General features: G+C 66.3%; 23 protein-coding genes and 4 pseudogenes. 12 read left to right on the top strand and 15 right to left on the bottom strand.

From position 1 onward, the window contains the following. Nucleotides 1-373: 373 nt before the first annotated feature. The 4 genes and pseudogenes from ACT86A_RS17470 (at nt 374) to fahA (ending at nt 4789) form a co-directional block, all read left to right on the top strand. Entirely contained in the window at nt 374-1156 is a 783-nt protein-coding gene (locus ACT86A_RS17470; protein ID WP_445093209.1) for a sigma 54 modulation/S30EA ribosomal C-terminal domain-containing protein, read from the top strand. Between the two features lie 112 nt (nt 1157-1268). After that, nucleotides 1269-2240, top strand: a pseudogene (locus ACT86A_RS17465) (acyl-ACP desaturase); the annotation flags it as partial. 483 nt (nt 2241-2723) lie between these two features. After that, nucleotides 2724-3596 carry a hypothetical protein gene (locus tag ACT86A_RS17460; RefSeq protein WP_445093208.1) on the top strand — a complete coding sequence of 291 codons (873 nt, stop codon included), beginning with the start codon at nt 2724-2726 and terminating at the stop codon, nt 3594-3596. Beyond that, nucleotides 3593-4789, top strand: coding sequence for a fumarylacetoacetase (gene fahA, locus ACT86A_RS17455; RefSeq protein WP_445093207.1), 1197 nt, complete (start codon nt 3593-3595; stop codon nt 4787-4789). The genes ACT86A_RS17460 and fahA overlap by 4 nt, the downstream gene beginning before the upstream one ends. Nucleotides 4790-4891: 102 nt before the next feature. Here fahA and ACT86A_RS17450 read toward each other — a convergent pair whose 3' ends face one another. After that, nucleotides 4892-6109: an erythromycin esterase family protein gene (locus ACT86A_RS17450; protein WP_445093206.1), complete on the bottom strand. Its 1218-nt coding sequence runs from the start codon at nt 6107-6109 to the stop codon at nt 4892-4894. A gap of 112 nt (nt 6110-6221) precedes the next feature. Between ACT86A_RS17450 and ACT86A_RS17445 the strand changes: the two genes are divergently transcribed. Together ACT86A_RS17445 and ACT86A_RS17440 are read left to right on the top strand one after the other, a co-directional pair. After that, on the top strand, nt 6222-6917 hold the full coding sequence (locus ACT86A_RS17445; RefSeq protein WP_445093334.1) for a MerR family transcriptional regulator: 696 nt from the start codon (nt 6222-6224) through the stop codon (nt 6915-6917). Nucleotides 6918-7341: 424 nt separating this feature from the next. Beyond that, a complete protein-coding gene (locus ACT86A_RS17440; protein WP_445093205.1) occupies nt 7342-7638 on the top strand; it encodes an SHOCT domain-containing protein in 297 nt (98 codons plus the stop codon). A 201-nt stretch (nt 7639-7839) separates the two neighbouring features. Here the strand turns inward: ACT86A_RS17440 and ACT86A_RS17435 are convergent, their stop codons facing one another. From ACT86A_RS17435 to ACT86A_RS17425, 3 genes and pseudogenes are all read right to left on the bottom strand, one after another. After that, on the bottom strand, nt 7840-8307 hold the full coding sequence (locus ACT86A_RS17435) for a VOC family protein (protein WP_445093204.1): 468 nt from the start codon (nt 8305-8307) through the stop codon (nt 7840-7842). 320 nt (nt 8308-8627) lie between these two features. Continuing rightward, the gene (locus ACT86A_RS17430; protein WP_445093203.1) at nt 8628-9314 is read right to left on the bottom strand and encodes an alpha/beta fold hydrolase; all 687 of its coding nucleotides are present in this window, start codon (nt 9312-9314) and stop codon (nt 8628-8630) included. Nucleotides 9315-9609: 295 nt separating this feature from the next. Further along, a pseudogene (locus tag ACT86A_RS17425) lies at nt 9610-9810 on the bottom strand (methyltransferase family protein); the annotation flags it as partial. Between the two features lie 218 nt (nt 9811-10028). On the opposite strand from ACT86A_RS17425, the gene ACT86A_RS17420 reads away from it, so the two are divergent. Then, on the top strand, nt 10029-10505 hold the full coding sequence (locus tag ACT86A_RS17420; protein ID WP_445093202.1) for a hypothetical protein: 477 nt from the start codon (nt 10029-10031) through the stop codon (nt 10503-10505). Nucleotides 10506-10515: 10 nt separating this feature from the next. Here the strand turns inward: ACT86A_RS17420 and ACT86A_RS17415 are convergent, their stop codons facing one another. From ACT86A_RS17415 to ACT86A_RS17390, 6 genes are all read right to left on the bottom strand, one after another. After that, nucleotides 10516-11010, bottom strand: a complete 495-nt coding sequence (locus tag ACT86A_RS17415) for a recombinase family protein (protein WP_445093201.1) — start codon at nt 11008-11010, stop codon at nt 10516-10518. A 242-nt stretch (nt 11011-11252) separates the two neighbouring features. Further along, nucleotides 11253-11798, bottom strand: a complete 546-nt coding sequence (locus tag ACT86A_RS17410) for a DUF4333 domain-containing protein (RefSeq protein ID WP_445093200.1) — start codon at nt 11796-11798, stop codon at nt 11253-11255. A gap of 870 nt (nt 11799-12668) precedes the next feature. After that, a complete protein-coding gene (locus tag ACT86A_RS17405; RefSeq protein ID WP_445093199.1) occupies nt 12669-13589 on the bottom strand; it encodes a hypothetical protein in 921 nt (306 codons plus the stop codon). Nucleotides 13590-13740: 151 nt separating this feature from the next. After that, a complete protein-coding gene (locus tag ACT86A_RS17400) occupies nt 13741-14469 on the bottom strand; it encodes a hypothetical protein (RefSeq protein ID WP_445093198.1) in 729 nt (242 codons plus the stop codon). Continuing rightward, on the bottom strand, nt 14444-15415 hold the full coding sequence (locus ACT86A_RS17395; protein WP_445093197.1) for an LGFP repeat-containing protein: 972 nt from the start codon (nt 15413-15415) through the stop codon (nt 14444-14446). The genes ACT86A_RS17400 and ACT86A_RS17395 overlap by 26 nt, the downstream gene beginning before the upstream one ends. A 991-nt stretch (nt 15416-16406) precedes the next feature. Next, nucleotides 16407-17048: a TetR/AcrR family transcriptional regulator gene (locus tag ACT86A_RS17390; RefSeq protein ID WP_445093196.1), complete on the bottom strand. Its 642-nt coding sequence runs from the start codon at nt 17046-17048 to the stop codon at nt 16407-16409. Between ACT86A_RS17390 and ACT86A_RS17385 the strand changes: the two genes are divergently transcribed. The 5 genes and pseudogenes from ACT86A_RS17385 to ACT86A_RS17365 all read left to right on the top strand — a co-directional run. After that, a complete protein-coding gene (locus ACT86A_RS17385; protein WP_445093195.1) occupies nt 17043-17558 on the top strand; it encodes an FAD-dependent oxidoreductase in 516 nt (171 codons plus the stop codon). The genes ACT86A_RS17390 and ACT86A_RS17385 overlap by 6 nt on opposite strands. A 32-nt stretch (nt 17559-17590) precedes the next feature. Next, nucleotides 17591-17782 (top strand): annotated as a pseudogene (locus ACT86A_RS17380) (hypothetical protein); the annotation flags it as partial. Between the two features lie 341 nt (nt 17783-18123). Next, entirely contained in the window at nt 18124-19059 is a 936-nt protein-coding gene (locus tag ACT86A_RS17375; RefSeq protein ID WP_445093194.1) for a coiled-coil domain-containing protein, read from the top strand. 304 nt (nt 19060-19363) lie between these two features. Next, nucleotides 19364-19960, top strand: coding sequence for a DUF308 domain-containing protein (locus ACT86A_RS17370; protein ID WP_445093193.1), 597 nt, complete (start codon nt 19364-19366; stop codon nt 19958-19960). Next, nucleotides 19953-20171, top strand: a pseudogene (locus ACT86A_RS17365) (Tn3 family transposase); the annotation flags it as partial. The gene ACT86A_RS17370 and the pseudogene ACT86A_RS17365, both read left to right, overlap by 8 nt. 165 nt (nt 20172-20336) lie before the next feature. Here ACT86A_RS17365 and ACT86A_RS17360 read toward each other — a convergent pair. The 5 genes from ACT86A_RS17360 to ACT86A_RS17340 all read right to left on the bottom strand — a co-directional run bounded on the left by ACT86A_RS17360 (nt 20337) and on the right by ACT86A_RS17340 (nt 23503). Then, nucleotides 20337-20783 (bottom strand): nuclear transport factor 2 family protein, encoded by a 447-nt coding sequence (locus ACT86A_RS17360; RefSeq protein WP_445093192.1) that lies wholly within the window; start codon nt 20781-20783, stop codon nt 20337-20339. Between the two features lie 249 nt (nt 20784-21032). Then, nucleotides 21033-21449, bottom strand: a complete 417-nt coding sequence (locus ACT86A_RS17355; protein WP_445093191.1) for a nuclear transport factor 2 family protein — start codon at nt 21447-21449, stop codon at nt 21033-21035. 47 nt (nt 21450-21496) lie between these two features. Continuing rightward, nucleotides 21497-22108 carry an NADPH-dependent F420 reductase gene (locus ACT86A_RS17350; protein ID WP_445093190.1) on the bottom strand — a complete coding sequence of 204 codons (612 nt, stop codon included), beginning with the start codon at nt 22106-22108 and terminating at the stop codon, nt 21497-21499. A gap of 118 nt (nt 22109-22226) precedes the next feature. Further along, complete coding sequence (locus ACT86A_RS17345; protein ID WP_445093189.1) at nt 22227-22979, bottom strand: SDR family NAD(P)-dependent oxidoreductase; 753 nt, start codon at nt 22977-22979, stop codon at nt 22227-22229. A 92-nt stretch (nt 22980-23071) separates the two neighbouring features. After that, nucleotides 23072-23503: an Rrf2 family transcriptional regulator gene (locus ACT86A_RS17340; protein WP_445093188.1), complete on the bottom strand. Its 432-nt coding sequence runs from the start codon at nt 23501-23503 to the stop codon at nt 23072-23074. Nucleotides 23504-23594: the final 91 nt, after the last annotated feature.

Genomic DNA, 23594 nt, shown 5'->3' with positions numbered 1-23594 from the left:
CGGGGCTGTGGTGGCAACCCTCGGTCGAGGGTGCGTAGGCGGCGCGCGCAAATTATCAGATCCCCGCCCCTGGCCTGGGATCCAGCCCTGTGACGCCCCGTCGCAACGTCGGCGTTGTGCGCGCGCCTCGAAGCACCTGCCCTTCGCTGTCACAGCTCGCGCGTGAGCCTGCGTCTGGATGCGTGGTTGATATGAATCCTGCAGTCCCGCAGGGGTCTTCGGTTCGCCGAGCGCAGCGGGCGCGGCTTGGGGGCGGCGGCGCTGCGGTGATCGGCGTTGTGACCTTCGGCCCTATCGGCTTTGACGCACCAGCGGGCACCGTGGTTTTCGGCGCAGGCGTTCAGCCCGATGCGTCGAGAACAGTGGAGGGTGTATGTTGCGGGCGTCGCAGGCGTGGTCGTCGACGTTGTTTCCCGACGTGGTCGTGTTCGCCGGTGGCCAGGTGCCGGTGCTCGAGGGTGAACGGTTCGCCGGTGCCGTCGGCCGGCTACTGGCACGGGAGCATCTCACCGGCGGTGCCCGGCTGCGGATCACCGGTGCGAATCGCGACACCGGTGCGATGCTGGTCCAGGTGAATCTGCGTGTCGGTGATACACCGGCGCGAATGCAGACGTTGACGCACGGCCGTGGCGATGCGCTGCCGGCCGTGCTACGGCTGGAACGGCAGATCAAGGCGTTGCGGGCGCCGTGGCAGCCGCGGCCGTGGCCGGATCCGACCGCGGCGGAGCCGGACACTTCCGGGCCGGGAAAACTGTCCCGGCGCAAGCCGGTCCTGCTGGCGACCAGCCGCCCGCTGGTCGCCGCAGCGGTGATGGACGCGATGGATTACGGCGTGCACCTGTTCACCGATGCCGATACCGGCGAGGAGGCCGTCGTCTACCGTGCCGGGCCCGCCGGGCTGCGACTGGCCCGCCAGCACAGCGTCCAGCCACCACGTTCCGCGTCGGATGGTTTGGGACCGTTCACGATCAATCCACGTCCCGCGCCGGTACTCACCGAAACCCGAGCAACTGATCGGGCCTGCGAGCACGGATTGCCTTTCCTGTTCTATACCGACGTCGTATCGGGGCGCGGCCATCTGCTGTACCGCCGCTACGACGCCGATCTAACCCTCGTCACCCCCGCTGTCGGCGGCATCGCCACCACAACCGGGTAGCGGGCTCCTGCCGGCGGCGACGGTTCGGCCCTCGCGTTTGCCCACCACCGTCATCGGCCCATCGACTTGCTTCGCATCCTCAATTCTTCGACAGAGAAAGGCGGACACGACATTGGCGCGTGATCTGGCGCAACTGGAAATCCTCACCGAGCTCGAACCCGTCGCCGCAACCGCATTGAACCGGCACCTGTCCATGGTCAAGGAGTGGCATCCCCACGACTACGTGCCGTGGGACTCCGGCCGCAACTTCGCGCTGCTCGGCGGAACCGACTGGGAGCCTGAGCAATCCGGGTTGTCGGAGGTGGCCAAAGCGGCGTTGGTCACGAATCTGCTCACCGAGGACAATCTCCCGTCCTATCACCGCGAGATCAGTGAGAACTTCTCCCCAGACGGCGCCTGGGGGTCGTGGGTCGGTCGCTGGACCGCCGAAGAGGCCCGCCACAGTATCGTCCTGCGCGACTACCTCGTCGTGACCCGCGGTGTCGACCCCGTCGCCTTGGAGAACGACCGCATGGTGCACATGTCCACCGGCTTCGCCCCGAGGGGAGACCAGGCGGCCTCGGCAGGTGAGGCCGGTTTCCTGCATTCGGTCGCCTACGTGTCCTTCCAAGAGCTGGCCACCCGGATCAGCCACCGCAACACCGCCGCCGTCTGCGACGACCCGGTTGCCGACCGAATGCTGCAACGCATTGCGCTCGACGAGAACCTGCACATGATCTTCTATCGCGATATGTGCGCCGCCGCCCTCGATCTCGTGCCCGACCAGGCCATCGAAGCGATCGACCTGATCGTGGAGAACTTCCGTATGCCCGGCTCCGGCATGCCCAACTTCCGCCGCAACGGCGTCCTCATGGCCAAACACGGCATCTACGACCTGCGCCAACACCTGGAAGAAGTCCTGCAACCCGTGCTCCGGCAGTGGAACATCTTCGGCCGCACCGACTTCGGACCCCGCGGCAAACAAGCCCGCGAGCGTCTCGCCGCCTACCTGAACAACCTCGAACACGTACAGATCCCCCGGTTCGAGGAACAACGGGACCGAGCACTGGCCCGTGAACGCGCCCGGGGCGGGCCACCAGCGTCGAAAGTCCCTGCAGCCAAGGACAAACCGGCACTTGACGACACGCGGGCCGAGGGGTTCAGCGGTGCGTCACCCAGTAGAACGCTGCACCAGCACCTCTCCGGCCCGCACCGGATGCCTGCGCACGGTCGGTTCGTCCCGACTGCCGTCGAAGAAGACAACGCTGACAGCCAGGTCGGGATGGCCACGCCAGGCGACAGCTAGGCCCGCCGCGCCGGCCCGTAGCTTCCCGCAAGTGCGCAGACGATCAGCGGTTCCGGCGCCTGGCCGGGTGACTTCGAGGTGCTCGCCCGTGCGCTCCTCGCCCAAGGCGACGAGCGCACGGGAGGCTGCGCCGAGCCCTCACGGAAAGGATGAAGAAGCCTTCGCCCGGTGGTCGGCACCTGCCAGCTGTTGGGGATCGGCGAGACGGGTCGTGCGGCCGAGACGGGGTATACGCTTACTCGTGGTGTCGTGGCGACCAGGGGGCGATGGGGGCGCTCCCGCATGAGCACCGACCCGCTACCGGCCGCGCTGATCACCGCCTTGTGCGATGACGCGGCGGTCTTCCCTCCCGCGAACCTGCCGCTCGCGCAGGCAGTGCCGGCGCACCTGCGGTACCTCACCTCGGCGCACGCCGCACTGGTCGGCCCACTCGTGCTCGCAGTCCAGGACCTCGGCGAGCTGGCCGAGGTCGTCGACGCTCTTCCCGGGCAGCGTCCAAGGGCAGCGCTCGATATCGCCGTCACTACGCCACTGTCCCAGGTCAGCGAGGCCCGCACAGGCGCCGCCCGGATCCCGGCGGCACGGTTGCGCGCGCTCGAAGTCATGCTGCCCCAGGAAACCCCACCGGCTGATGTCGTCGCTACGCTCGAGCGGTTGCTGGACAGTCACTCCGAGTTGTCCGTCTTCGTCGAGATACCTCGCGACGAGCGCGGCGAGGCGGTGCTGGCCGCGCTGGCCGACACGCCGTACCTGGCGAAGTTCCGCACCGGAGGGGTACGGGCCGAGCTCTACCCGGACGAACGGGAACTCGCGGCCTGCGTGCTGACGGCGGTGCGGTACGGGGTTCCGTTCAAGGCGACTGCAGGGCTGCACCACGCGCTGCGCAACACCGACCCTGCGACAGGCTTCGAGCAGCACGGCTTCCTCAACCTGCTCGCCGCCACCGGCGCCGCGCTCGACGGCGCCGACGCGGCCGAGCTGGTCGACCTGCTCGCCGACCGCGACGGCGCACGGGTCGTCGAACCGGTCCGTGCCCTCGCACCCCGGGTACGGGAGGCGTTCCGCTCGTTCGGCACCTGCTCCATCGCCGAACCGGTCGAGGAACTCGCCGCCCTCGGGCTGCTGGACCCCCATCTGACGGAGGATCTCCCGTGACCCGACTGACCGTGCCCGCCGACGACCTGTTCGGTCTGCACAACCTGCCCTACGGCGTCTATTCCGTGCCCGGCCGCGAGCCCCGGGTCGGGGTGCGGTACGGCGATTACGTCGTCGACCTCGCCGTCCTGCTCGGTGACGAGGAGACCTTCGGGGTGTCGTCGCTCAACCCGTTCATGGCTCAGGGGCGCGACCGCTGGATCGAGGTGCGGGCTGCGATCACCGCGATGCTGACCGCCGCGGTGCCGGCGCAGGCGGTGCACGCGCTCGGTTCGGTGACACTGCATCTGCCGTTCGAGGTGGCCGACTACGTCGACTTCTACGCCTGCGAGCACCACGCCGCCAACCTCGGCAGGCTCTTCCGGCCCGACAACCCCGATCCGCTGATGCCGAACTGGAAGCACCTGCCGGTCGGCTATCACGGCCGCAGTGCCTCGATTGTCCTGTCGGGCACCGACATCGTCCGGCCATCGGGTCAGCGCAAGGGCCCACAGGACCCGGTGCCTGTGTTCGGGCCGTCGGTGCGGCTGGACATCGAGGCAGAGCTGGGCTTCGTGGTCGGGGTCGGCAACGAGATGGGGGAGCCCATCGCCGTAGCCGACGCGGAGGACCACATTTTCGGGGTGGTGTTGTTCAACGATTGGTCGGCCCGCGACATCCAGGCCTGGGAGTACGTGCCGTTGGGCCCGAACCTCGGCAAGTCGTTCGCCTCCACCATCTCCCCGTGGGTCGTCCCCCTGCTGGCGCTGCAGGACGCGAAAGTCGATACCCCCGTCCAGGAGCCGGCCGTGTTGCCCTACCTGGCATTGGACCGGCCCTGGGGGCTCGACATCGACCTGGAGGTGGTGTGGAACGGCCAGATCGTGTCCCGCCCGCCGTACGCCGCCATGTACTGGTCGCCCGCTCAGATGCTGGCTCACCTGACCGTCAACGGCGCGCCGATGCGCACCGGAGACCTGTTCGCTTCCGGCACCATCTCCGGCCCGGACAAGGACCAGCGCGGTGCGTTCATCGAGCTCACCTGGGGCGGCGCCGAGCCGGTCACGGTCGACGGACAACAGCGCACCTTCCTCGAGGACGGCGACGTGATCGACCTGCGGGCGACCGCGCCTGCGGCCGGCGGGAAGCGGCTCGGGTTCGGCGAGGCCCGCGGCCGCATCGTTGGCACCGGGCGAGGTATGGCCGGTGCGTGACCCGGGCAGCGCCGAAATCCACTGCTGACTGGGAACATTCAAGGTCCGGGTCCCCGCGAGTACGGCTACGCCTGTTGCGGCCAGGGTATACGGAATATGCCGCTACCAGTACTGATGCCGTTTTCCATCGGTGTCGGCGACGAAGATGACCGCGTCGGCGCCGTCCAAATCTGCCGGGGCGAGCGGGATGTGGCCGGGCACGATCGGTTCGCCTGCCCCGATCGATGGGGCGAGCGCGGCGCGCAAGGCAGGTGCTGGGAACAAGGCGCGGCGGGTGGTCGCCTCGGCCAGTACACCCTGGAGGGTGCCGGGATCGCTATCGGGGTTGGCGTCGGTTGCCACGAACGCGTAGCGCTCACCGAGGGTTATTCCGACGAGCGCACCCGCGCTTCCCCAGGTCGCCTCGTCTGCGCCGACCTGCATGTTTGATTGCGTGCGTTGCAGGTGCACGTTGTGCGCGAACACCAGGCTCGGTCCGCGTCGCTGCTCCTTCGCCACGATCGCCAGCAGGTTGTCGGCCATCATCTCGGCGCGCAGGCTGAGCAGGGTCGCGATGCGATCAGGCGCGGGGCTGGCCATGGCCGCATGATAGCGCAGGAGGCCCTGGGCGGTGCGCGCGTGCGCGACGGCCTGGTCGTAGCCGACCGGGTCGGCGGGGCGCAGGGTGGGTGCCGCTCGGCGCAGCGCGCTGGCGAGATCGTCGGCGACGATACGCAGGGCGCGAGCGCGGTCACCGCCGCCTATGGACGCTGCCGGGTCGTACATGGCCGCCGGGTTCGTCCAGTCCGCGTCCTCGCCGACCAGCGCAGTGAGGTCGCGGACCGATTCGGGTCGCAGCGCCGCGGGCAGGTAGTCGTCGGCCGCCGACAGTGCGTGGCGCGGGCTCGCCGCGCCGGAGTACTCCAGCGGCGCCTCGAAACCGTGGAAGCGAACCCGATCCTGCGGTGCGCGGCCGGAATTGTGCGCGCGGAGCCATTCGACGAGTTCGCGGTTGCCCGGCACGGCGCCGAACCCGTGGCTGAACCCGGTCGCGAGAACCGTGTCGATCTCCGCCACTGCCCCGGCCACGTAGTCATCGACAATGGATGCGGCGAAGACATCGGTCTCCAGCACGATCGACCGGAATCCCCGTTCAACGAGGTGACCGAGGATTTCGTTGCGCAGCAACGGGAACGCCTCGATCCCGTGGGTCGGTTCGCCGAGGGCGAGCAGGGCCGGCGGCTCGGTCCGCGTGGCGAGCAGTTCGTCGAGGGCCCGACCCAGGCTTGCTGGGTCGTCGAGTTGGCGTCCGATTCCACGCAGTGCTGCGGCGATGGACATATACACCCCTTTCAAAGGCACTACCTTTGAACACTATCGTTGAAGAAACGAGTGAAACTTCTGCTGCTTCTACCTGCGAGCAGTGGAGCAAAGCCTCAATCGGAGGTGCACGCTGCGACCCATCGACCTCGCCCGGGAACACGGGTTGTCCGCACAGGCGATCCGCAACTACGACGACGCGGGCATCCTCCCGCCGACCGAACGCAGCGAGACCGGCTACCGGCGCTACACGCCCTTGCACGTGCACGCCCTGCGAGCCTTCCTCGCGTTGCGCCGTGGCCATGGGCACCAGCACGCAACGGAGATCATGCGCGCGACCAACCGAGGCGACACCGAGTCCGCCTACCGGCTCATCGACGCCGCACACGTCGCCCTACTCGCCGAACGCGAGACTCGCACCGAGGTCGCGACGGCCCTCGGCAGTCTGTCCACCACCACACCGGCCCCTGTCCACGGTCGACCGCTGACGGTGGGCGAACTCGCGGGCCGGCTCGGCGTGCACCCGGCGACGTTGCGCGCCTGGGAGACCGAGGGCATCCTGCGCCCTGTCCGCGACCGCGCAACGGGTTACCGCCAATACGGATCGGACTGCCTGCGCGACGCCGAGATCGCGCGACAGCTGCGCCGCGGCGGGTACCCGCTGCGCCGGGTCGCGCAGTTCATCGAGTCGCTACGCGAGGCGGGCGGGCCGGATGCGTTGAGCGCTTTCCTCGACTCCTGGACCGACCGGCTGACCACGCGCAGCCGCCACCTTCTCGCCGGCGCTGCCCAACTCGACGCCTATCTGACGCTGCTCGATCAGACGTAGCGGGTGCGCCGGCACCAGCGCGGGCGAGCGTGCGGCCGCAGCCGTGTTGTGCAACTAAGCGGCTTAGGTGCCTGCGGCGACCGAGTTGCGCGAGTACGGGTTCCGGCTCGAACATCGTCGCGCTCCAGACGCAACACCGCGAGTAGTCGTACAGCCCGGAAGGAAGTTCATGCGCAGTCAACACTCGCCGCCCCACAGTCTCGCTGGATGGTAACAGCAGGTCGGCAACTGCGCAGGTCGAGTCCGGGCGGTGATACCCGCCGGGGGTAGGGACCTTCGGTTGCGTCGGAAGGGCACCTTGTCCCTACCAGCCGCGCTCAGCCGCGCGGATCGTAGAAGGCGCCGATCACACGCCCGAGGCGACACAACAGCAGAAGGGTACGCGCGACGGCACTGGTGATTCGCATCGATCAAGGAGCCTGCGATGATGTTCTGGTACGGCGAACACGGGGTGAGCGGGTGGGGTTACGGGCTCATGACCGTTGGCATGGTTTTGTTCTGGACACTGGTGATCGCCGGGGTGATCCTCACCGTCCGATACCTGGCTCAGCCGTCCCCGCCGGTCGGCGGTGCGCCGATCGTGCGCCCCAGCGCCGAGCAAGTGCTGGCCGAGCGATTCGCCCGCGGTGAGATCGATGCGGACGAGTACCACCATCGACTGGCAACGCTACGCGGCGATGCCAGCTCCGGCACAGGTACGAAGAGCCCCGGCGACGCATAGCGAGTAGTACTCGCCGCACCAGGCGCTCGGCGGTCGACCACCCAGCACGGCCTACGCCGATCGTGGCCAGCAGAAAACCGCTCGATAAAGCGGCAAGTTCGCGCATGCTGAAAGGCTGACATCAGCTCTGCCAGTTGATCTTCGGGGTGGCTCCGGTCACAGTCGGCGCTTGATCGGGAGCCTTGCGGCGAGGAGTGTCGTTCAGTGGAGTTCCTCGACCAGCCCGATGATGATGCCGTCGGGGCCGCGGACGTAGCAGTACCGGTAGATGTCTTCGTATCGGGCTACCGTGCCCACGAGTTCGGCGCCATGGGCGCGCAGGCGGTCGAGGACGTCGTCGACGTCGTCGACGACGAACGTCAGGCGAGGGATGCCCGGGGTATTCACCGGCGCCTCCGGCGCAGTGCTGGTGGTCGCCGGCGAGTGGAACCTCGAGAGCTCGACCCGGCCATGGCCGTCCGGAGTCCGTACGACGGCGATGTCTGCTCGGACACCGTCCAGTCCGAGCAGGTCGTCGGCCCATTGGCCACCGACTGTCGCTTCGCCCTCCAGTTCCAGGCCCAGTTCGACGAAGAACGCGATAGCAGCCGCGAGATCCTCGACGACAATGCCGACGTGATCCATCCGGTGGATCGTCACGATCTTCTCCTCGGGTTCGTTACGGCCCATTCTGGCCGGGTTGCTCGGTTCAGGCGCGCTGACGCTCGGCCCGCTGCTGGATCAGCTCCTCGACCGCGGTGGGCAGGGTGGTTTCGAAGTCGATCAGCTTCACCCAGATCGGAGTGATGACGATCCGGACCATGCGAGTCCGACACCCAGAGCTACCGTCCAGCCCGAAACGCTGCAGTCGACGTCGGCTGCAGCGACCACGCCGACGCTCCCGCAGTGACGACCGAATTCGCCGGCAATTCCCTGGTTACACACGAGAAATCGGTTTCTGCCGACATTGTGACTGCCAGCGTGGTCGTTCCGCGCAGGTGTCGATGGTTTCACGTGTTGGCAGTGAACTCCTGGACGACTTTCGCCAGCGAAGCGGAATCCTGCAGCATCGGCAGATGCCCCGTGAACAGCTCGCGGCGGAATCCGGAGCCGAGTTCGGCCGCGTGCCGGTATTGCATCGCGGCGGACAACTGGCGGTCCGCCGTGGTCACGACATACCCGCTGCGCGCCGGGAAAGTCCTGCTGGACACTTTGTCCCGATACAGGTGCGGGGATTCCGGCTCGAACTCCGCGACAATGTGAGCGGTGTCGTCCTCGTCGAGGCCGGCACACAGCACCGAGCGGATCGCCTTGTCTGGAGGACGAGTTCCCGCGACCCGCATGACAAGGCCCACCACAACACGCTGCGGCGCAGGCGATGCCGCAAGGAACGACCTTCCAGCGGCGGGGAACGACGCGGCGACCCCGAGCAGCCCGGCAACGCGCTCGGGCGCAGTCGCCACGATCTGACTGGCCACGACACCGCCGATCGAATGGGCCACGATCGTGAACAAGCCATCCGGCGCCTGCTCCAACACGGAGGCCACACAGTCATCGAGACGCGCGTCGCCCCGCTTCGGATACGCCGCCACGACCGACTCGACAGGCAGGTCTGCTCGGACCCCGTCCCAGATCCAGGCCGGAAGGCCTGCTCCACTGAGGAACAGGATCGGCGTCGAGTGCAGGTCCGGGTTCATTTCGTTCTCCTGGCGAGCGCTGGATACGCGCGCAACAGTAAGCGAAGGGTCTGACACCAATCGGTCGACGATTGTCCGTCACGACTCCTGCGGTGCCCCCGGCCAAGGTCGGGTGCTCATCCGTGCAGCCGACGCCAGAGTCCTGCCCATAGCGGCGTGGGTAGGCCGCTCGGCCGGTGGCGATGCTGTGGGCGAGTTCGACAAAGGCCAGTTCGGCGCGACCGGCAGCGGAATCCAGGTGCAGGAGAGTGTTGGTGAAGCCATTGCCCGCATCGGCGCATAGGTTCGCTCCGAACTCTGTGGTGCGGTAGTTGATGGATGTCCGTTCGACGACCCCGAGGGTTGTGAGGTGGCCCAGCAACAGATCGAGCGCGACCGGTGAAACGTTGAGCTCGACCGCGAGTTGATCAGCGGCGGCGCCGTCGCCGAGGAGCCGGTCCGGCAGGCCCAGGGTCACTGCGACCCGCAGTGCCATCGGCGTCGCCAAACCAGCCATGCGACGGAGCGCGTCGGTGTCATTGGCTTTATCGTTGTGTCCCACGGAGATTCACTTTGGCAGGTTTGTCATATGAAAACACCGCCAGTCATAGCGGCAAGTCGCATATCGATGCGGTGGATGGTGGAGCGGGCAGTCCCCGGTGGTGTTCGCTGCTGCGGGACCGGCTGGGAAGAAAGAGATGGGGAGATCCAGTGGATTTGGGTAAGAACCACGACGTGACGAACGGCTCGGGCTACGAGGCATATCCTGCCGGGTCGGACAGCTGGCCGGGATCACAGCCGGCCTACGTACCGTCGCCACACGACTACCAGCCGGACGGTGGGATCCTGGCGCACCCCACCAGGATGCCCAGACCGGTGCGAGCGGCGCAGATCATCTCCTGGCTGTTCGGCGGTCTCGGCGTCGCGCTGGCGGTGCTCGCAGGCGCCATGAATAAGCCCGAGTTGTGCGGCGCGCTGATCGGGGGCTTCCTTCCTGCCTTCTTCCTGGCCCTCTTCGCGTGCGGTTTCACCGTGAACGGGAACGGCGTGCGCGTGGCTGCGATCGTTTTCGCGGGCGTCGGAATCCTGTGGGGCCTCAGCGGTATGTCACAGGGGCGCCCGCCCGGACTCCTCGGCTTCGGCGCAAGCCTGGCAATCGTCATCCTCTTGTCTCAGCGCAGTGCGGGAGCCTGGTTCAAACGCCCGCATTGAGGGTGCAGTTCTATGGGTTCTTGCCGAGGTGTCCGGTAGCTGGTGGGGCGGGTGACGCCGGACTCGGTTGCGATCTGGGCGACGCTGTAGCGGCGTTTGCCGGCCTCGTCGTACATCTGCCGCGCCAGCTGCACCTGCCGCAGTTCGAGTTCGGGTTTCGCCCGAGCGTGGTGGAGGTGTCGATGTTCTGGTCGAGTACCACCAGTTCCACGCTACGACTCTCGAGGGTCTTCGGCAGTTCGATCAGGTGTTCGAGCGAGCGGCCGAGCCGGTCCAGCTCGGTGACCACCAGCTGATCACCGGCATGGTCGGCCGACAGCAGCGCCTTGTCCAGTTCCGGCCGGGTCGCGAGTTTGCCGGAAGCCTTGTCGACAAAGATCTTCTCGCATCCGGCCGCGCGGTCAACGCGTCGTGTTGTGCTTCGGGGTGCTGATCGCGGTCGAGACTCGCCCGTAGCCGATTCGCATGAGCCGCAAGCGTATCGGCAACCCCGGCAGGTTGACATTGCCGCGTGCACGGCAACCTTTACAGATCCTTACTGCGGAAACATCCTGCCGCGCAGGGTGTCTCGTGAGCGATCGCTGATGAGACGTTCACCTGAGACACCCAACCATGACTGACGTCCGGTTGCGGTCTCACCAACTGGATGGCGATCGAGCCGGCCGCGCTCGAGGATGACCGGCCCGTTTCCGCTACGACGTGATGCGCGCCCTGTCCGGGCTTCCCCCTTCCCGCGGACCGCCCAACCTAACGACGGCTCCAATGCTTTCCGTCCCCATAGACGTCGTACTTCACGCCTTGGTTGTCGATCCCGACGGTTTTCGCAGTCGCCGGCAGGGTCGTTCCATCGCTGAACGTGATGGTGCAACGGATTTCGGCACCCACTGTGCCGGGTAGAGCTCCATCGCACACGCTGGACTTCACGGCCCTACCGTCCAGTCCACCCATACCGATCAGGTCACCGACCGAGCGGGCCACTTGCTCGGCGGTCGCGAACTTGTCATCGAAGGTCATGTCGTAGTCGGCCATGTCCCCGGTCAGGCCGGTGACCTTGGCAGTCAAGGCCCACTTCCCGCCCGTGAGATCCACGACCGTACATTTCTGCGTCGCACCGACTATGGCGTCCAGCTCGCCGTCGCAGGATACGGACTTCGGATCCTGATGAATCTTGCCCTTGAACAGATCCGTCGCTTTGGACTGGAGACTGTAGGTGCTGACCGACGGCGGACCTGACGGCGCCGAGGAGCACGCCGTCACAGCGGCGATCGGAACCAGCAGTAGAAACCAACGCATAGCTGAATTCTTGCATCCGTCGGGGGCAGTCCAGGTCTGTCGGCCCGGCAGTACCGGTCGATCAGATCGATCGCGAACGCGACCGAGAACTGAAAGTCCTCGCCGCCAACTCCAGCCCCGATCCGGCCGGGTAGCGCATCCGGGCGCCGGCATCGGCGACCCGTATCGAATGCGACTCTCCCGCATCCGATACGAGGCCTGCCTCCGCATCGAGATGTCCGGCTCTGATCAGTGCATATGGCGAACATCGTTGGATTTTCGGCGAGTCCGGAACCCCACCTCCGGGATCCACCGCCACGGCACCCATTGCTCCTCGGCGGACCAGCGCTCCAACCCAACTATCCGAACTCACGCTGCGCCGCAACGTCATCTCGCGACCAACCCATTCCCGCCACTTATGTGCGGACCCCGCCACCGTCCCGCCACATGCGTGAGAGAACCGCCAGATCTACTGAGAACTGACACTGACAGTCGAGTTGCCGGGGGTGCACAGTTTTCGGGGGTTTTCGTCATGATTACGTTTCGTTTGGTTCAACGAAACGAAAACGAATTTTCAGCGGCGAGATCTGGGCCGAACCTGGCCTCTACCCATCCTGACCTCCGATAAGGTTCACTTATCGGAGGTCATAGGCCGCTCGCGGTTTTCGTCCGCTCGGGAGGTGTTGTCCTGCCTCAGTCGATCTGGTCTGACTCGGTGAACAGGCCAGCAGCAAGGCAATTTGTCGGTACAGCCGCCTACGCTAATCAGGTGAGCATGCCGTCCGTCCCTCGGCGAGGACGGGGTAGTCAGTGTAGCCCTCGCTGTATGAGGTTGACGCCGTCGACGGCAACTGCACGACCGGCTCGCGTCGCCGGGCTGGAAGATCGAACCTAGTCGGCGATCGCGGCGATGCCGCTGGTTCCCGCCTCTCGCAGGCGGGCTATCACTCCGTTGGCGTATTGGTGCGGGCTTGTCAGTACCGTATCGAGACCATCTGTGGTTGCGCGAAGGATGTGACTTCCACTGTCGAGTTCGTCAGCGGTGGGCACAGTCAGCGATATTTTGTAGGAACGCTTTTCGGGGTCGTTGCGTAGAACTAGTTCGACGGTGGTGCCGTGTTTCCATGTCAGAGCCTCCGGACGGATACTGTCCGCGATCGCTCCGACTCGAGCAACTGCTTTGGCGAGCGATTCGAAACAATCAGCTATTTTCGCGTCCGGTGGGGGTGTGCCTATTTCGATATCCCAGTACCGGCCGCGCCCTTCGGTGTACGCCTGATAGAATTTCGGGAAACGTTCGTTCTCGTAGATTGTCTCGACTCGGTTGCCGTCCCTGTCGATCAAGGACACCAGCAAACCCCGATAGCGAACTCTGTGCGCTACCCAGTCGAAATCGGTTGGTGCGGCGAGTAGTTCACCGTTCGAGGCGATGAAGAAGACGAAAAACCATTGCCGGGCGCCCTCGGCCGCAGTGCCATCGGGGGCTTCACGCAGGTAACACCATGACGGTTTCGGAAGAAGAATGTTCCGCCACGCTGTCGCTTCCACGTACGGAATGAGCCCTGGTGACGCGGCGCTCTGCGCGTCGGACGATGCCGGATTCACCGCAACGAGCAGGCTCACCAGGTATACAGGTCCGATGGTCGAGAAGGTGCCATCATTTTCGACCCGCCGGGTACTGAGGTCGGCGGTGATCCCGATACGGGGATCAGTACAGGACCGTCCGCGGACAGTTCTCGCGACCTGCGAGCCGCTGTCATGTGCCAGGTCAACGAGAGCGATACCTGTGACGCCGTTGCCCGTGGTTGACAACTGCCGGTCTACCTCGGTTCGCAGTTCGTCGAGCCGGTGGTCGGACGGAACGCTCATCACCCGATCCTCCTAGGTCTGTGAATCATCGTCCAGCCGGTGGGACGATACGCTGCTGCGGACCGTCTGATGTACCGGTCCAGTCAGGCGTTGATCAGTTGATGCCTTGGCCCTCGGCGGCCTTGGCCAGCGCCGCGGTCACCCAGAGATCGCACCGGAGCAGACTTTGCTGACCGTAGTCGCAGTAGACAGTCTGTAGGCCGAGAGGTTCTCCCGCTGGCATGCCGCCGGTCGGTTCATAATCGTCGCCGCCTTCGGTGGAGGCGGCCTTGACCGGCACGCTCACCTTGTTCGCACATGCTTGCGGATCCGGATTGCCCTTCGGGCATTCCGTTCCGCCGTTGGCATAGACGAGGAAATTCCATCCGAATCCCCAGTCGTCTGTTTTGGAGGTGACATTCGATGGGGGTGCCGAGAGGACGAACTTGACTGCCTTGATTGCGGTAGCGCGGTTGTACCCGTCTTGCGGGCGTCCGATGTGGTGTCGGTTCTGGACTTTGTCGAGTCCGAACCCGAACCCGTCGGCCGCTTCGTTCTGCGACGAGCTCGGCACGCAGTAGAACCCACGTCGGATGATCACTTCGCCGGCCACAGTGTTGTCGTAAGTTCCCAGCTCTTCGGAACTGTCATAGTTCGGGTAGATCGGAGCTTGTGGCGTTCCGGTGCAAGTCGAGACATCGGCGGCAGCGGCGGGAACACTGTTGGTCAGCGCCGGTATCGTCGCCATCATCACCAGTACGACAGCGGCAATGGCTGCTGGCATAAGCTGTGGGATCCGCTTACGAGACTGGGAACGATCAGTAGGATGCGGTGTAGTAGTCATATGTGGCCCCCCTGTCGATGTAGATGATCGAGCCGTTCTCGAAACCCTGCCCGATCCCGTTGTCTGTTCCAGCTGTCCCGGCAGCCGAGGTCGGATAGCCGAACTTTCCGCTTTCAGCACCGAATTGAGCGAAAATCCTGAGTATGCCGGGAGTGATTCGCCATGCGCCGATCACCGGGTGCCAGTAGATGGCAGAGCCGTCCTCGAAGTTTGCGTAGTGGCCGGTACCGTCGGCCGCGACCAGCTCATCGCCCAGAGGTAGCCCCATCTCCCCGTCCTCACGGCCGAACGAGGCCCACCGGTCCCGGATCGCGCCGTAGAGCAGCCGCGATCCGGTCTGGCCCGACCACGTGATCGTGCCGTTCTCGAAGTTGTTGTAGCGGCCGTTGTTCTTCGTTACCGACAGCTCGTCGGTATTCGGATATCCCAGCGGCCCACCCTCGGCGCCCACGGTGTTCCACTTGTCGCGGATCGCGCCGCCGATCGCGTACGCTTCGTTGAGATGCCAATAGATCGCGGCACCTTGGAATTCTTGGCGTCGTCCACCATTGGCGGCCGGTATCTCATCGGTAGTGGGGTACCCCAGCACCCCTCCTTCCCAACCCTGCCTCTGCCACGCCGCGAAGAAGTGATTCACCACCGGGTGAGCGCCACCAGCGGGCGACCAGTAGATCGGCCCGTTCTGGAACGTCGTCCGCTTACCGACACCGTCGGGGTTGCTCAACTCGTTGCTGGTCGGAAATAGCAGGAAGCTGTTCGGGCCACCGAGTTCGTTGTATTTGTCACGGATCGCCCCACACACCTCATACGGTGCGGGCCAATACACCTGACATCCCGCTGCCACCCGCGACTGTGGGCGGCTCGCCAGCGACGCTTCCATGGTCTCGGCCTTGTCCGCATCGGCCTTCGTGAAACCCTCGGGAATTTCCTGGCAGTCCGAACGCATCCTGCCCGGTTCGACCGTGGCCTTCGGATTCTCGGTCGGTGTCCACTCCTCGGATTTGGTTTTCGGACCAGAGCCACACTCGGTACCCGGTGAAGTCGTCGCGGCGGGCGCACTCGTCGAGGGAGGCGCGGGCACAGGGGTCGAAGTAGGCGCAGACGCAGGCACCGACGACGACAGGGCAGAAGGCGGGACAGAGGAAGCCTGCGGCGCAGGAACTGTCGTCGATGTCCGCGGGTCCACGGTAGTCGAGGGAGGCACTTCGCTCGGTTGCGCCGTTACGACACCGCCACCCCAAACAACCGCAAAAGCCACCACCACAACCGTTATCGAGTGAGGCACTGCGACTCGCCAGCGTGGTTGCGCTCGGCGTTGCCGACTGTCTTCCATCAAGCCCTCCTTCTCTCCCCGTTGCGCTGCAAGTCGAAACCCGCAGCCCCAAAGAGGTTTTCAACTCGACGGAGTTGTCACTGCTGTCTACCCGGCTAGAAATCGGCCTAAACCCTGATCTCATCGCTGTCCTGCTCGACCCCGGGCCGAACGACGAATTCGGCACGGCGAGAGGATCCGATGCAAGAGCTCATTGCAGCATTTTCAGTAGGGGGCTCCGGCGACGCGTCCGCCTCGGTAGCTCGATGAATTTCCCGACGCCTGCTTCCCTACTGGCCATCCTGACGGAGGTTCACCAAGACCGGGGGTACTTGCGAGTGAGATGACGCTGGGGGTAAACCACATCGCTCGCCGCTGCTGACTATCCCAGAGCGAGCTGGCTGATATCGAGATATCGCCTCGCACTGACAATCTCGTGTCGCCTCGCAACTTTCGGACAGGTTCTACGTGGACCAGGAATTATGAGCCGCCGATCTGGACAGCGGCTCAATCAATCTGGTCCGTCCCAAGGTCGGAAGACCGGCCGCGGGCCAGATCAATCGAGTCGGGACAGGTGTCCCTATCTCAGTGAATTGGAAACTTCCGCGGGACTACTGACATCCCGTCACGCCGGCGGCCGGGTGAGTTTGGCGGCCACGGCGTCGAGGACCCAGTCCAGGCCAGTTGCGAAAGACGCCTCGGCGTCGATCTCCGTGCCGTCGTACACGGCCTTGGCCAGCGCCGGGAAGCGGCCCGTGGCCAGCATCCTTTTCAGATGCGGGCCGGAGGCGCGTTGCCAATCGCGCTTGGACAGGCCCGTGGCGTACTCGGCCCGCAGGTTGGCGATCTCGCGCCTGATCGCACCGGTGAAGTAGGCGCTGACGGTTTCCGCGGCGCGCAGGGCGGTGTCGAGGTCGGCCAGGCCGTCGAGGGCAGACAGCGTGGCCTCGGTCACGGCGAGAGCGTTGGGGCCCAGGGGCGGACGGCCGCCGATCAGGTCGGCCAGCCATTGGTGGCGGAGGACGGCCTGCCTGGTGCGGTGGGCACGGATGCGCAGCACCTCCCGCCAGTCACCGACCTGCTCCTCGGGAAGGATCTCGGCGTGAACCTCGTCCACCATGAGATCGAACAGCTCCTCCTTGGTGGAGATGTATCCGTACAACCGCATCGGGCCGACGTCCAACCGGGCGGCGACCTTGCGCAATGACACCGCCGCCAGCCCTCCCTCGTCGCCCAGCGCAACAGCGGCGGCCACGTCAAGGTGCATGCCCAGTTCCGCGCGCCGCTGGACTGGCACACCGACCTGGACCGGTATATGGGCCTGAACCGGCACCAAGGACCGGACGCGGGCCTGGACCTGGCCGACGTCGAGGCCGTGCGATCAAGCCTGCTGGTGCTGTTCGACGGATGGGCAGCTCCTGTCCTCAACCTTCTCCGCCACGGCACCGCCTTCGTCCACCGCCCCCTCTTCGTCCTGCCCGTCTCCCACACCTGGACCCACGTCCCCGGGGTAACGCTACTGGGCGACGCCGCCCACCTGATGCCCCCATTAGGCGTGGGCGCGAACCTCGCGATGCTGGAAGGCGCCGAACTCGCCGAGTCGATCGCCGCCGCCCCTGGCCCCGGCGAGCTGGACAAAGCTGTCCGCGCCTTCGAGGAACAGATGTGGGCACGGGCCGGCGAGTGGGCGAAGATCACGACGACCGGTCTGGAACGCCTGGTGAGCCCGGATCCCACCCGAGCCCTCGCCCTCTTCGACGAATTGCAGCCATCCTGACCGGCCGAGCGTAAAGAGCACCGGTGCCGCGCCTCGGTGAAGCCCAGCCCGCACCGATCGGGATCAGTTTGGCCGCAGCCACTTTGGTGATCATGCCGGGTGCTCTCGGCGGCGCAGCGCCGCGCCAGCCGTGAACTCGACTCCGCCGCAGCGGTCGCTGTTCCGAGCAAGCCTTGCTCTGCAGCTATTTGTCGGCATTCCTGCTGGTCGGGCTCCTGCTCAACCGAGACGCCGGACCTCAGATCTATGTGGCACCCTAACGCTCACCGGGTCGATCAACTGATTCCTTCCAGGCGAGGCCGCCTTGCCTGGCATTGGACACCGGATCAGGACAGAATCAATCCGCTGAGTGCAACGAGGCCAACGCTACGATCGCGGCGTGTCGAATGTGTGCAACTATCCGGGCTGCTCTCGTCCTCTTATGCGGGGAGGCGGGCCCGGTCGACCGTCGGAGTACTGCGACCATCCGGATCACACGCGATGGCGCGCGTGGCGGGAGCGGCAACGGCTGCAGCAGGAGGCGGAGATACCGGCCGCTTCTGTCACTGTGACGCAGCCGGGGCCGGTGACTGTCGCGCGGTTACGTGCCGATGAGCTGCTCACGCAGTTCCGGTCGCTCGCAGGACAGTTGAACACGACGTTGAATGCCGCTGTCGCGGAACTGTCCACGCTCGCCGACCCGTCGATCGCCGAGGTGCAGGTCCAGTCGGTGCAGGCGGACGCGGCACGGCGGATCGCGGAGGCGGAGGCGGCCGCGGTCGCGGCTGAGCAGGCGCGCAGGCAGGCGCAGGAAGCGCGCGCTCTCGCGGAGTCCGCGGCTGACGACGCCGCGAATGCCGCGGAGCGGGCCGAAGAGCTGATCGCCGAGGCCAACTCGGCCCGGGAGGACGCGCTGCGCGAGGTCGAACAGGTCACCAAACAGGCGGCAGACGACGTGTTCGCGGCCCGCAGCGACGCCGAAGCCGAGATCCGCACCGTCCGCCGGGAGGCGGCCGACGAAATCGAACGCGTCGAACAAGATGCCGCCGAACAGGTCCAGCGCGCGGAGCGCCGAGCCGAAACCGAGATCGCGCACGCCCGTAGTGAAGCAGCCGCGCAGGTCGCGGCAGCCCACTCCGAACGCGATTTCGCCGCCCAGCGCGCGGCCGACGCCGAACGCGCGACCGAGCGCGCTGAACAGACTGCCACCGAACGGGCCGAGGCTGCCACCGAGGCACGCGCCGAATGGCGCAGGGTGCGTGCCGAACTCGATGCGACCCGCGCCGAGCTCACCGAAATTCGCCGCGCCGCAGCCGCCGACGTGGCAGCGGCCCGCACCGAAGCTGCTGCGGCCATCGAGAAGGTCCGCACCGAAGCCGCCGAGCGCCTTGCGGCACTCGATGAAGCGCGCGCCCAAACCCTCGCTCGCGCCGAACGTGCCGAAACCCAACTCGACGAGCTGCTCGCCGAGGCGCGTCGCAAACCATCCGCGACCGAACCCCGTGACAGCGAAGGCATATGAGCATCGACCTCTGACGGAGCCTGGTCAGTTGTCTGCCGTCACGATGATCAAGGCACGGGGCGGGACAAGATGCCTCCGCTGAAGTCCGCTGCAGGGATAGCAGAGTGGACTTGGTGTCCGACCAGCAGGTCGCGACGAATCAATCCGCGATCTGCGACAGCACCTTTCGCCCGCGTAGCAGCAGGCGGGCACTCGGTCGGTGATACTCGAACTCGTCGGTGGCGTCAGTGCACCCGGGAGAACGAAATCCGGGGCCACAGCGGGGCAATCCATTCGCTGATCGACGCGGTCATATCATCTAGCTATGCCCGAAACTGTAGTGGAAGGGCGTACGGAACCACTGGCCGGCAGCGCCCGGCAGTCGGTACTGGTGGTCTGCGCCTGCTCGATGATCGTGGGTGTGGCATTAGCGGTGTGGCCGCACAAGTCGGTACCGGCAGCGGAATTGCTGTGCGGCGGCTATCTTCTGCTCAACGGCGTGTTCCAGATGATCGTGGCGGTCAGCGCGCGGCTCGCCACGGCACTTCGAGCGCTGCTGCTGATCAGCGGCGTCATCTCGGCTCTGTTGGCCATGCTGTGTTTCGCCGGTGGCAATTCGGCTCTGCTGCTGGCGTTCTGGATCGGACTCGCCTGGGCCATTCGCGGCAGTTGCCACGCGACGGTGGCGGTATGGCTCGACGACCTGCCCGGGCGAGTCCGGCAGGAGGTCTTCGGCCTGGTGATGCTGACGTTCGGCGTGATTGTCAGTGCGCTGCCGTTCGATTCGTTGGACGCGGTCGGCTGGGTGGCCGGGTTCTGCCTGATCGCGATCAGCGCGCTGGAGACTCTTTGCGTCATGTCTCCCCGGCCCAGTGCGATCATGCTGGCTGGGATGATGCCGACCGCACCGTTGGATGGTTGAGCGCGCAGTGGCGGCCGGCGAGTCCTGCGGGTTGTCTGTGACCACGGCGTTCCGGCGTCCAAAGCTCCGTTCGCCCGCCGAACTGATCGTGGTAACCCATACCGCCGACTACCTGGACGCCGCCGTTGCCCAGCTCCGCGCCGAGGGCCACGACATCAGGGACGAGGACGTGGCCCGCCTCTCCCCGCTAGAGGACCGGCACATCAACTTCCTGGGCCGCTATCTGTTCAACATCAAGGCCTGCGGCCCCGGCCAGGGCCTGGTGCCCTTCCGGGACCCGGACGCGGACGAGGACGCCGAGGACGAAGCCTGGGTGCCGCATCCGCTGTCCGGGACGGGTCGTTGTACTTCGAGAAGACCGCCGCCGGTCGGCCGGCTACATGCTGTCACGTACGGACTGTCCCCAGGACGCTCCGTCTGTGTGGGTGCCTGCGAAGTCGGGGTCTTCGTAGATGTGGAGCCTCTTGATCTTTTCGCCCTGGAATTCGAACACGTTGCAGAAGAGTCCGAAGGATGAGGATCCGTCGGGGAACTTCACACCGGATGTCGTCTCTCCCTTGACGGCCCCTTCGACGACGACGTAGTCGCCGGACGTGAGGACGTTGAAGTGGGCGATGTCGTGCTCGATGTCAGCGATGCCCCGGGCGAAGCCTTGGGCGAAGGCCCCGATCTGCGCCAGGCCCTTGGCGGTTCCGAACTTCGGGAAGAACATCTGCGCGTCGTTCGTGAAGAGTTCGAGGAGTGCCGGATCGGCGGCATCGACCAGGCGGAAGTACTGGATGGCTGTTGCTTCGCGCTGCGCGTGGAGGTCGTTTTCGTTCATGGTTCGTTCTGCTTTCTGTGTTGCCGATGCTCGTGGTTTCCGTGGAGCACCGTTTCGGCCTGATTCGTTTGAGGAGTCGCGTCGGCCCGCCGAGGAGTGCGCGGCGTGGGCCCTCCTGGTCTGACGACTGGGGATGCCTGTACGCGACCGGGGAGAGAGATCCGCCGACAGCTGCGGCCGTGTCTCGGCTGACCCTCTGCGCACCTGCCCGGCTGCCCCGGGCCGCAGGGGCCTCTGAAGTCCCTCCGCTCAGCTGGCGTTGAACGCCTCGGCGACGGTCAGCGTGTCCTCGTACAGGTGCATGCGAGCGATCCGGCCGTCCTCGATCGCCAGGTGCATGGCCACCGGTGTGGTGAACTCCTTGCCGGTGGGTGCGGCGGTGTGTGTGAAGACCGCCAGCAGCACCACGTCACCACCGTCGACGATGAAGCGCTCCAGCACGACCTTGCTCCGGCCGGGCGCGAAGTGCTGCCACATCGTGGTGAAGTACGGCGCGACCTCCTCCCGGCGGGTGCGGCGCCCGGTCCAGGGCAGCGCGTCGCTGCCGGGGACGTGCCAGTCGATCTCCTCGGAGAACAGTTCCTGAATGCCGTCGGCATCCTGCCGGCCGAGGCGCTCCAGGAACTCCTCGGCCACGGTCCGCGAGGTCTGAGTGTCAGTTGTCATCGTCCTTGTCCTTTGTCTCTTCGTCTCTTGAAGGTGTCGGTCGGGCCTCAGCCCTGGAACAGGAAGTGCTTGCCGCTCAGCGGCCCGCCGAGCTGCATGAGCGCCCCGCCTTCGCGCAGAGCGCCAAGGTCGATTGGCGCGAACCCGAATTCGGTCAGCAGCCGTGTGAAGGGGGCCTTGGCGCTCTCGTCGTCACCGGCGAGGAAGACGACCTGGTTGCCGTCCTGGTGCCGGGGATCGGGAGCCATATAGGTGGCGAACATGGCGTTGAAGGCCTTGATCAGCGTGACGCCGGGCAGTTGCCGGGCGACCCACTCGCTGCCGGTCAGCGGCGAGACGTCGGCGAAGCCGCGGTAGGGGTCGGACCGGGCGAACTGGTTGGTCATGTCGACCACCACTCGGCCCGTCCAGTCCCCGAGCCGCCGCCCGACCGCGGGGACCGCGCCGAACGGGACGGCGAGCAGGACCAGGTCGGCCGCCGCCGCTTCTTCGAACGTGGCCGCCGAGGCGCCGGGCCCGATGGCGGCGACGGCGTCGCCGAGTGTGCTGGGGCCGCGGCTGTTGCTGACCAGCACCGGGTGCCCGGCGCGTGCCGCGTGGGCGGCCACGGCTTGTGCTGGTGCTCCCGCACCGATGGTGCCGATGGTCTTGAATTCCATGAGGTCACTGCTCCCCTGCGTTCCAGGTTTGGTCAGTTCAGCTCGAGCAATACGGTGCCGGTGCCGCTGGTCCGCGCCGCCGAGATGGCGCTCGGCAGCTCGGCGAGCGGGTAGGCGCCTAGAGCTGCGTGGCGCCGCCGTCGACGAGCAGTTCCGCGCCGGTGGTGAAACTGCTTTGATCGCCGGCCAGGTAGAGGGCGGTGGCGGCGACCTCGTCGGGATGGCCGGCGCGGCCGAGCGGGGTCGGTGGGGCGGGCTCGGCCGCGGTGGGCCGATCGCCGTGCGGGAAAGCGGCGAGAAGCTCGTCCAGGCCCGGGGTCTCGACGGGGCCGGGGGTGAGGGCGTTGACACGGATTCCGCGGCCGACCAGTTCCGCGGCCCAGGTGCGGGCGAGGCTGCGGATCGCGGCCTTGGTGGCGGCGTAGACGCCAAGGCCCGGGGCGGCCCGCAGGGCCGAGCTAGAGGAGAGCAGCATCACCGAGGCGCCGGCCGTCAGCAGCGGCAGCGCCTTTTGGACAGTGAAGACCGTGCCCTTGAGATTGATCGAGACAGTGCGGTCGCACTCCTCCTCGGTGATCGCGCCGAGCGGGCCGTAGTCCCCGACCCCGGCGTTGGCCACCACGATGTCCAGGCGGCCGCTGCGGTTCGCGATCTCGGCGAAGAGCCGGTCGAGGTCGCCGAGGTCCGAGGCATCGCCCTGGATGGCGATACCGCGGGCGCCGACCTGCGCGACGGCGACGTCCAGCGCGGCCTTGCGGCGCCCGGTCAGGTAGACGGTGGCGCCCTCGGCGGCGAAACGGCGGGCGATCGCCAGGCCGATGCCGCTGGAGGCGCCGGTGACGAGGGCGGTCTTGTTGTCCAGTTGTCCCATGAGACTCTGCGATCCTTACTGTAACTATTTTGGTTACATCAATGGGTGTGGAATGCGACTCCCCTCGATCGGGGGAAGTTGACGGTCCGAGGTCAGGCGGCTTTCAAGACGTCCCGCAGCACGTCCTCCAGCGTGGTCTTGGCCAGCTCCCTGCACAGGGCGGCCTCCACGTCGTCGTACACGGCGGTCATCGCCGGCCCGATGCCGTGCCCCACGACACACTCGGGGTCCGGCGTCGCGCGATGCAGGGCGAAGACCGGCCCCGATTCGATCGCCCGATAGACGTCGAGCAGAGTGATCGCCGCCAGGTCCCGCGCGAGCATCCAGCCCGCCCCCGCACCTCGCCGTGAATCGGCGAGGCCGGCCTTGCGCAGCTCGCCCAGCAGGCGGCGGATCACCACGGGGTTGGTGTTGACGCTCGTCGCGATCTGCTCGGAGGTGGCGACCTCGTGACCGCGCCGCTGATACAACCCGATCCATGTCAAGATGTGTGCCGCGATGGTCAGCCTGCTGTTGGCACTCATGCCGGACTCCACCTCCCGTACTCCTCGGCTCTAGTCGTAACTGTACCTGTTACAACCCGTAGGCGGCAAGTCCGGGGCTGGCCGGACCCGC

The sequence above is a fragment of the Nocardia glycosmidis genome (assembly GCF_052545115.1).
Note: the sequence above shows the minus strand (reverse complement) of the source record. Positions and strands in the feature narration are given on the sequence as shown.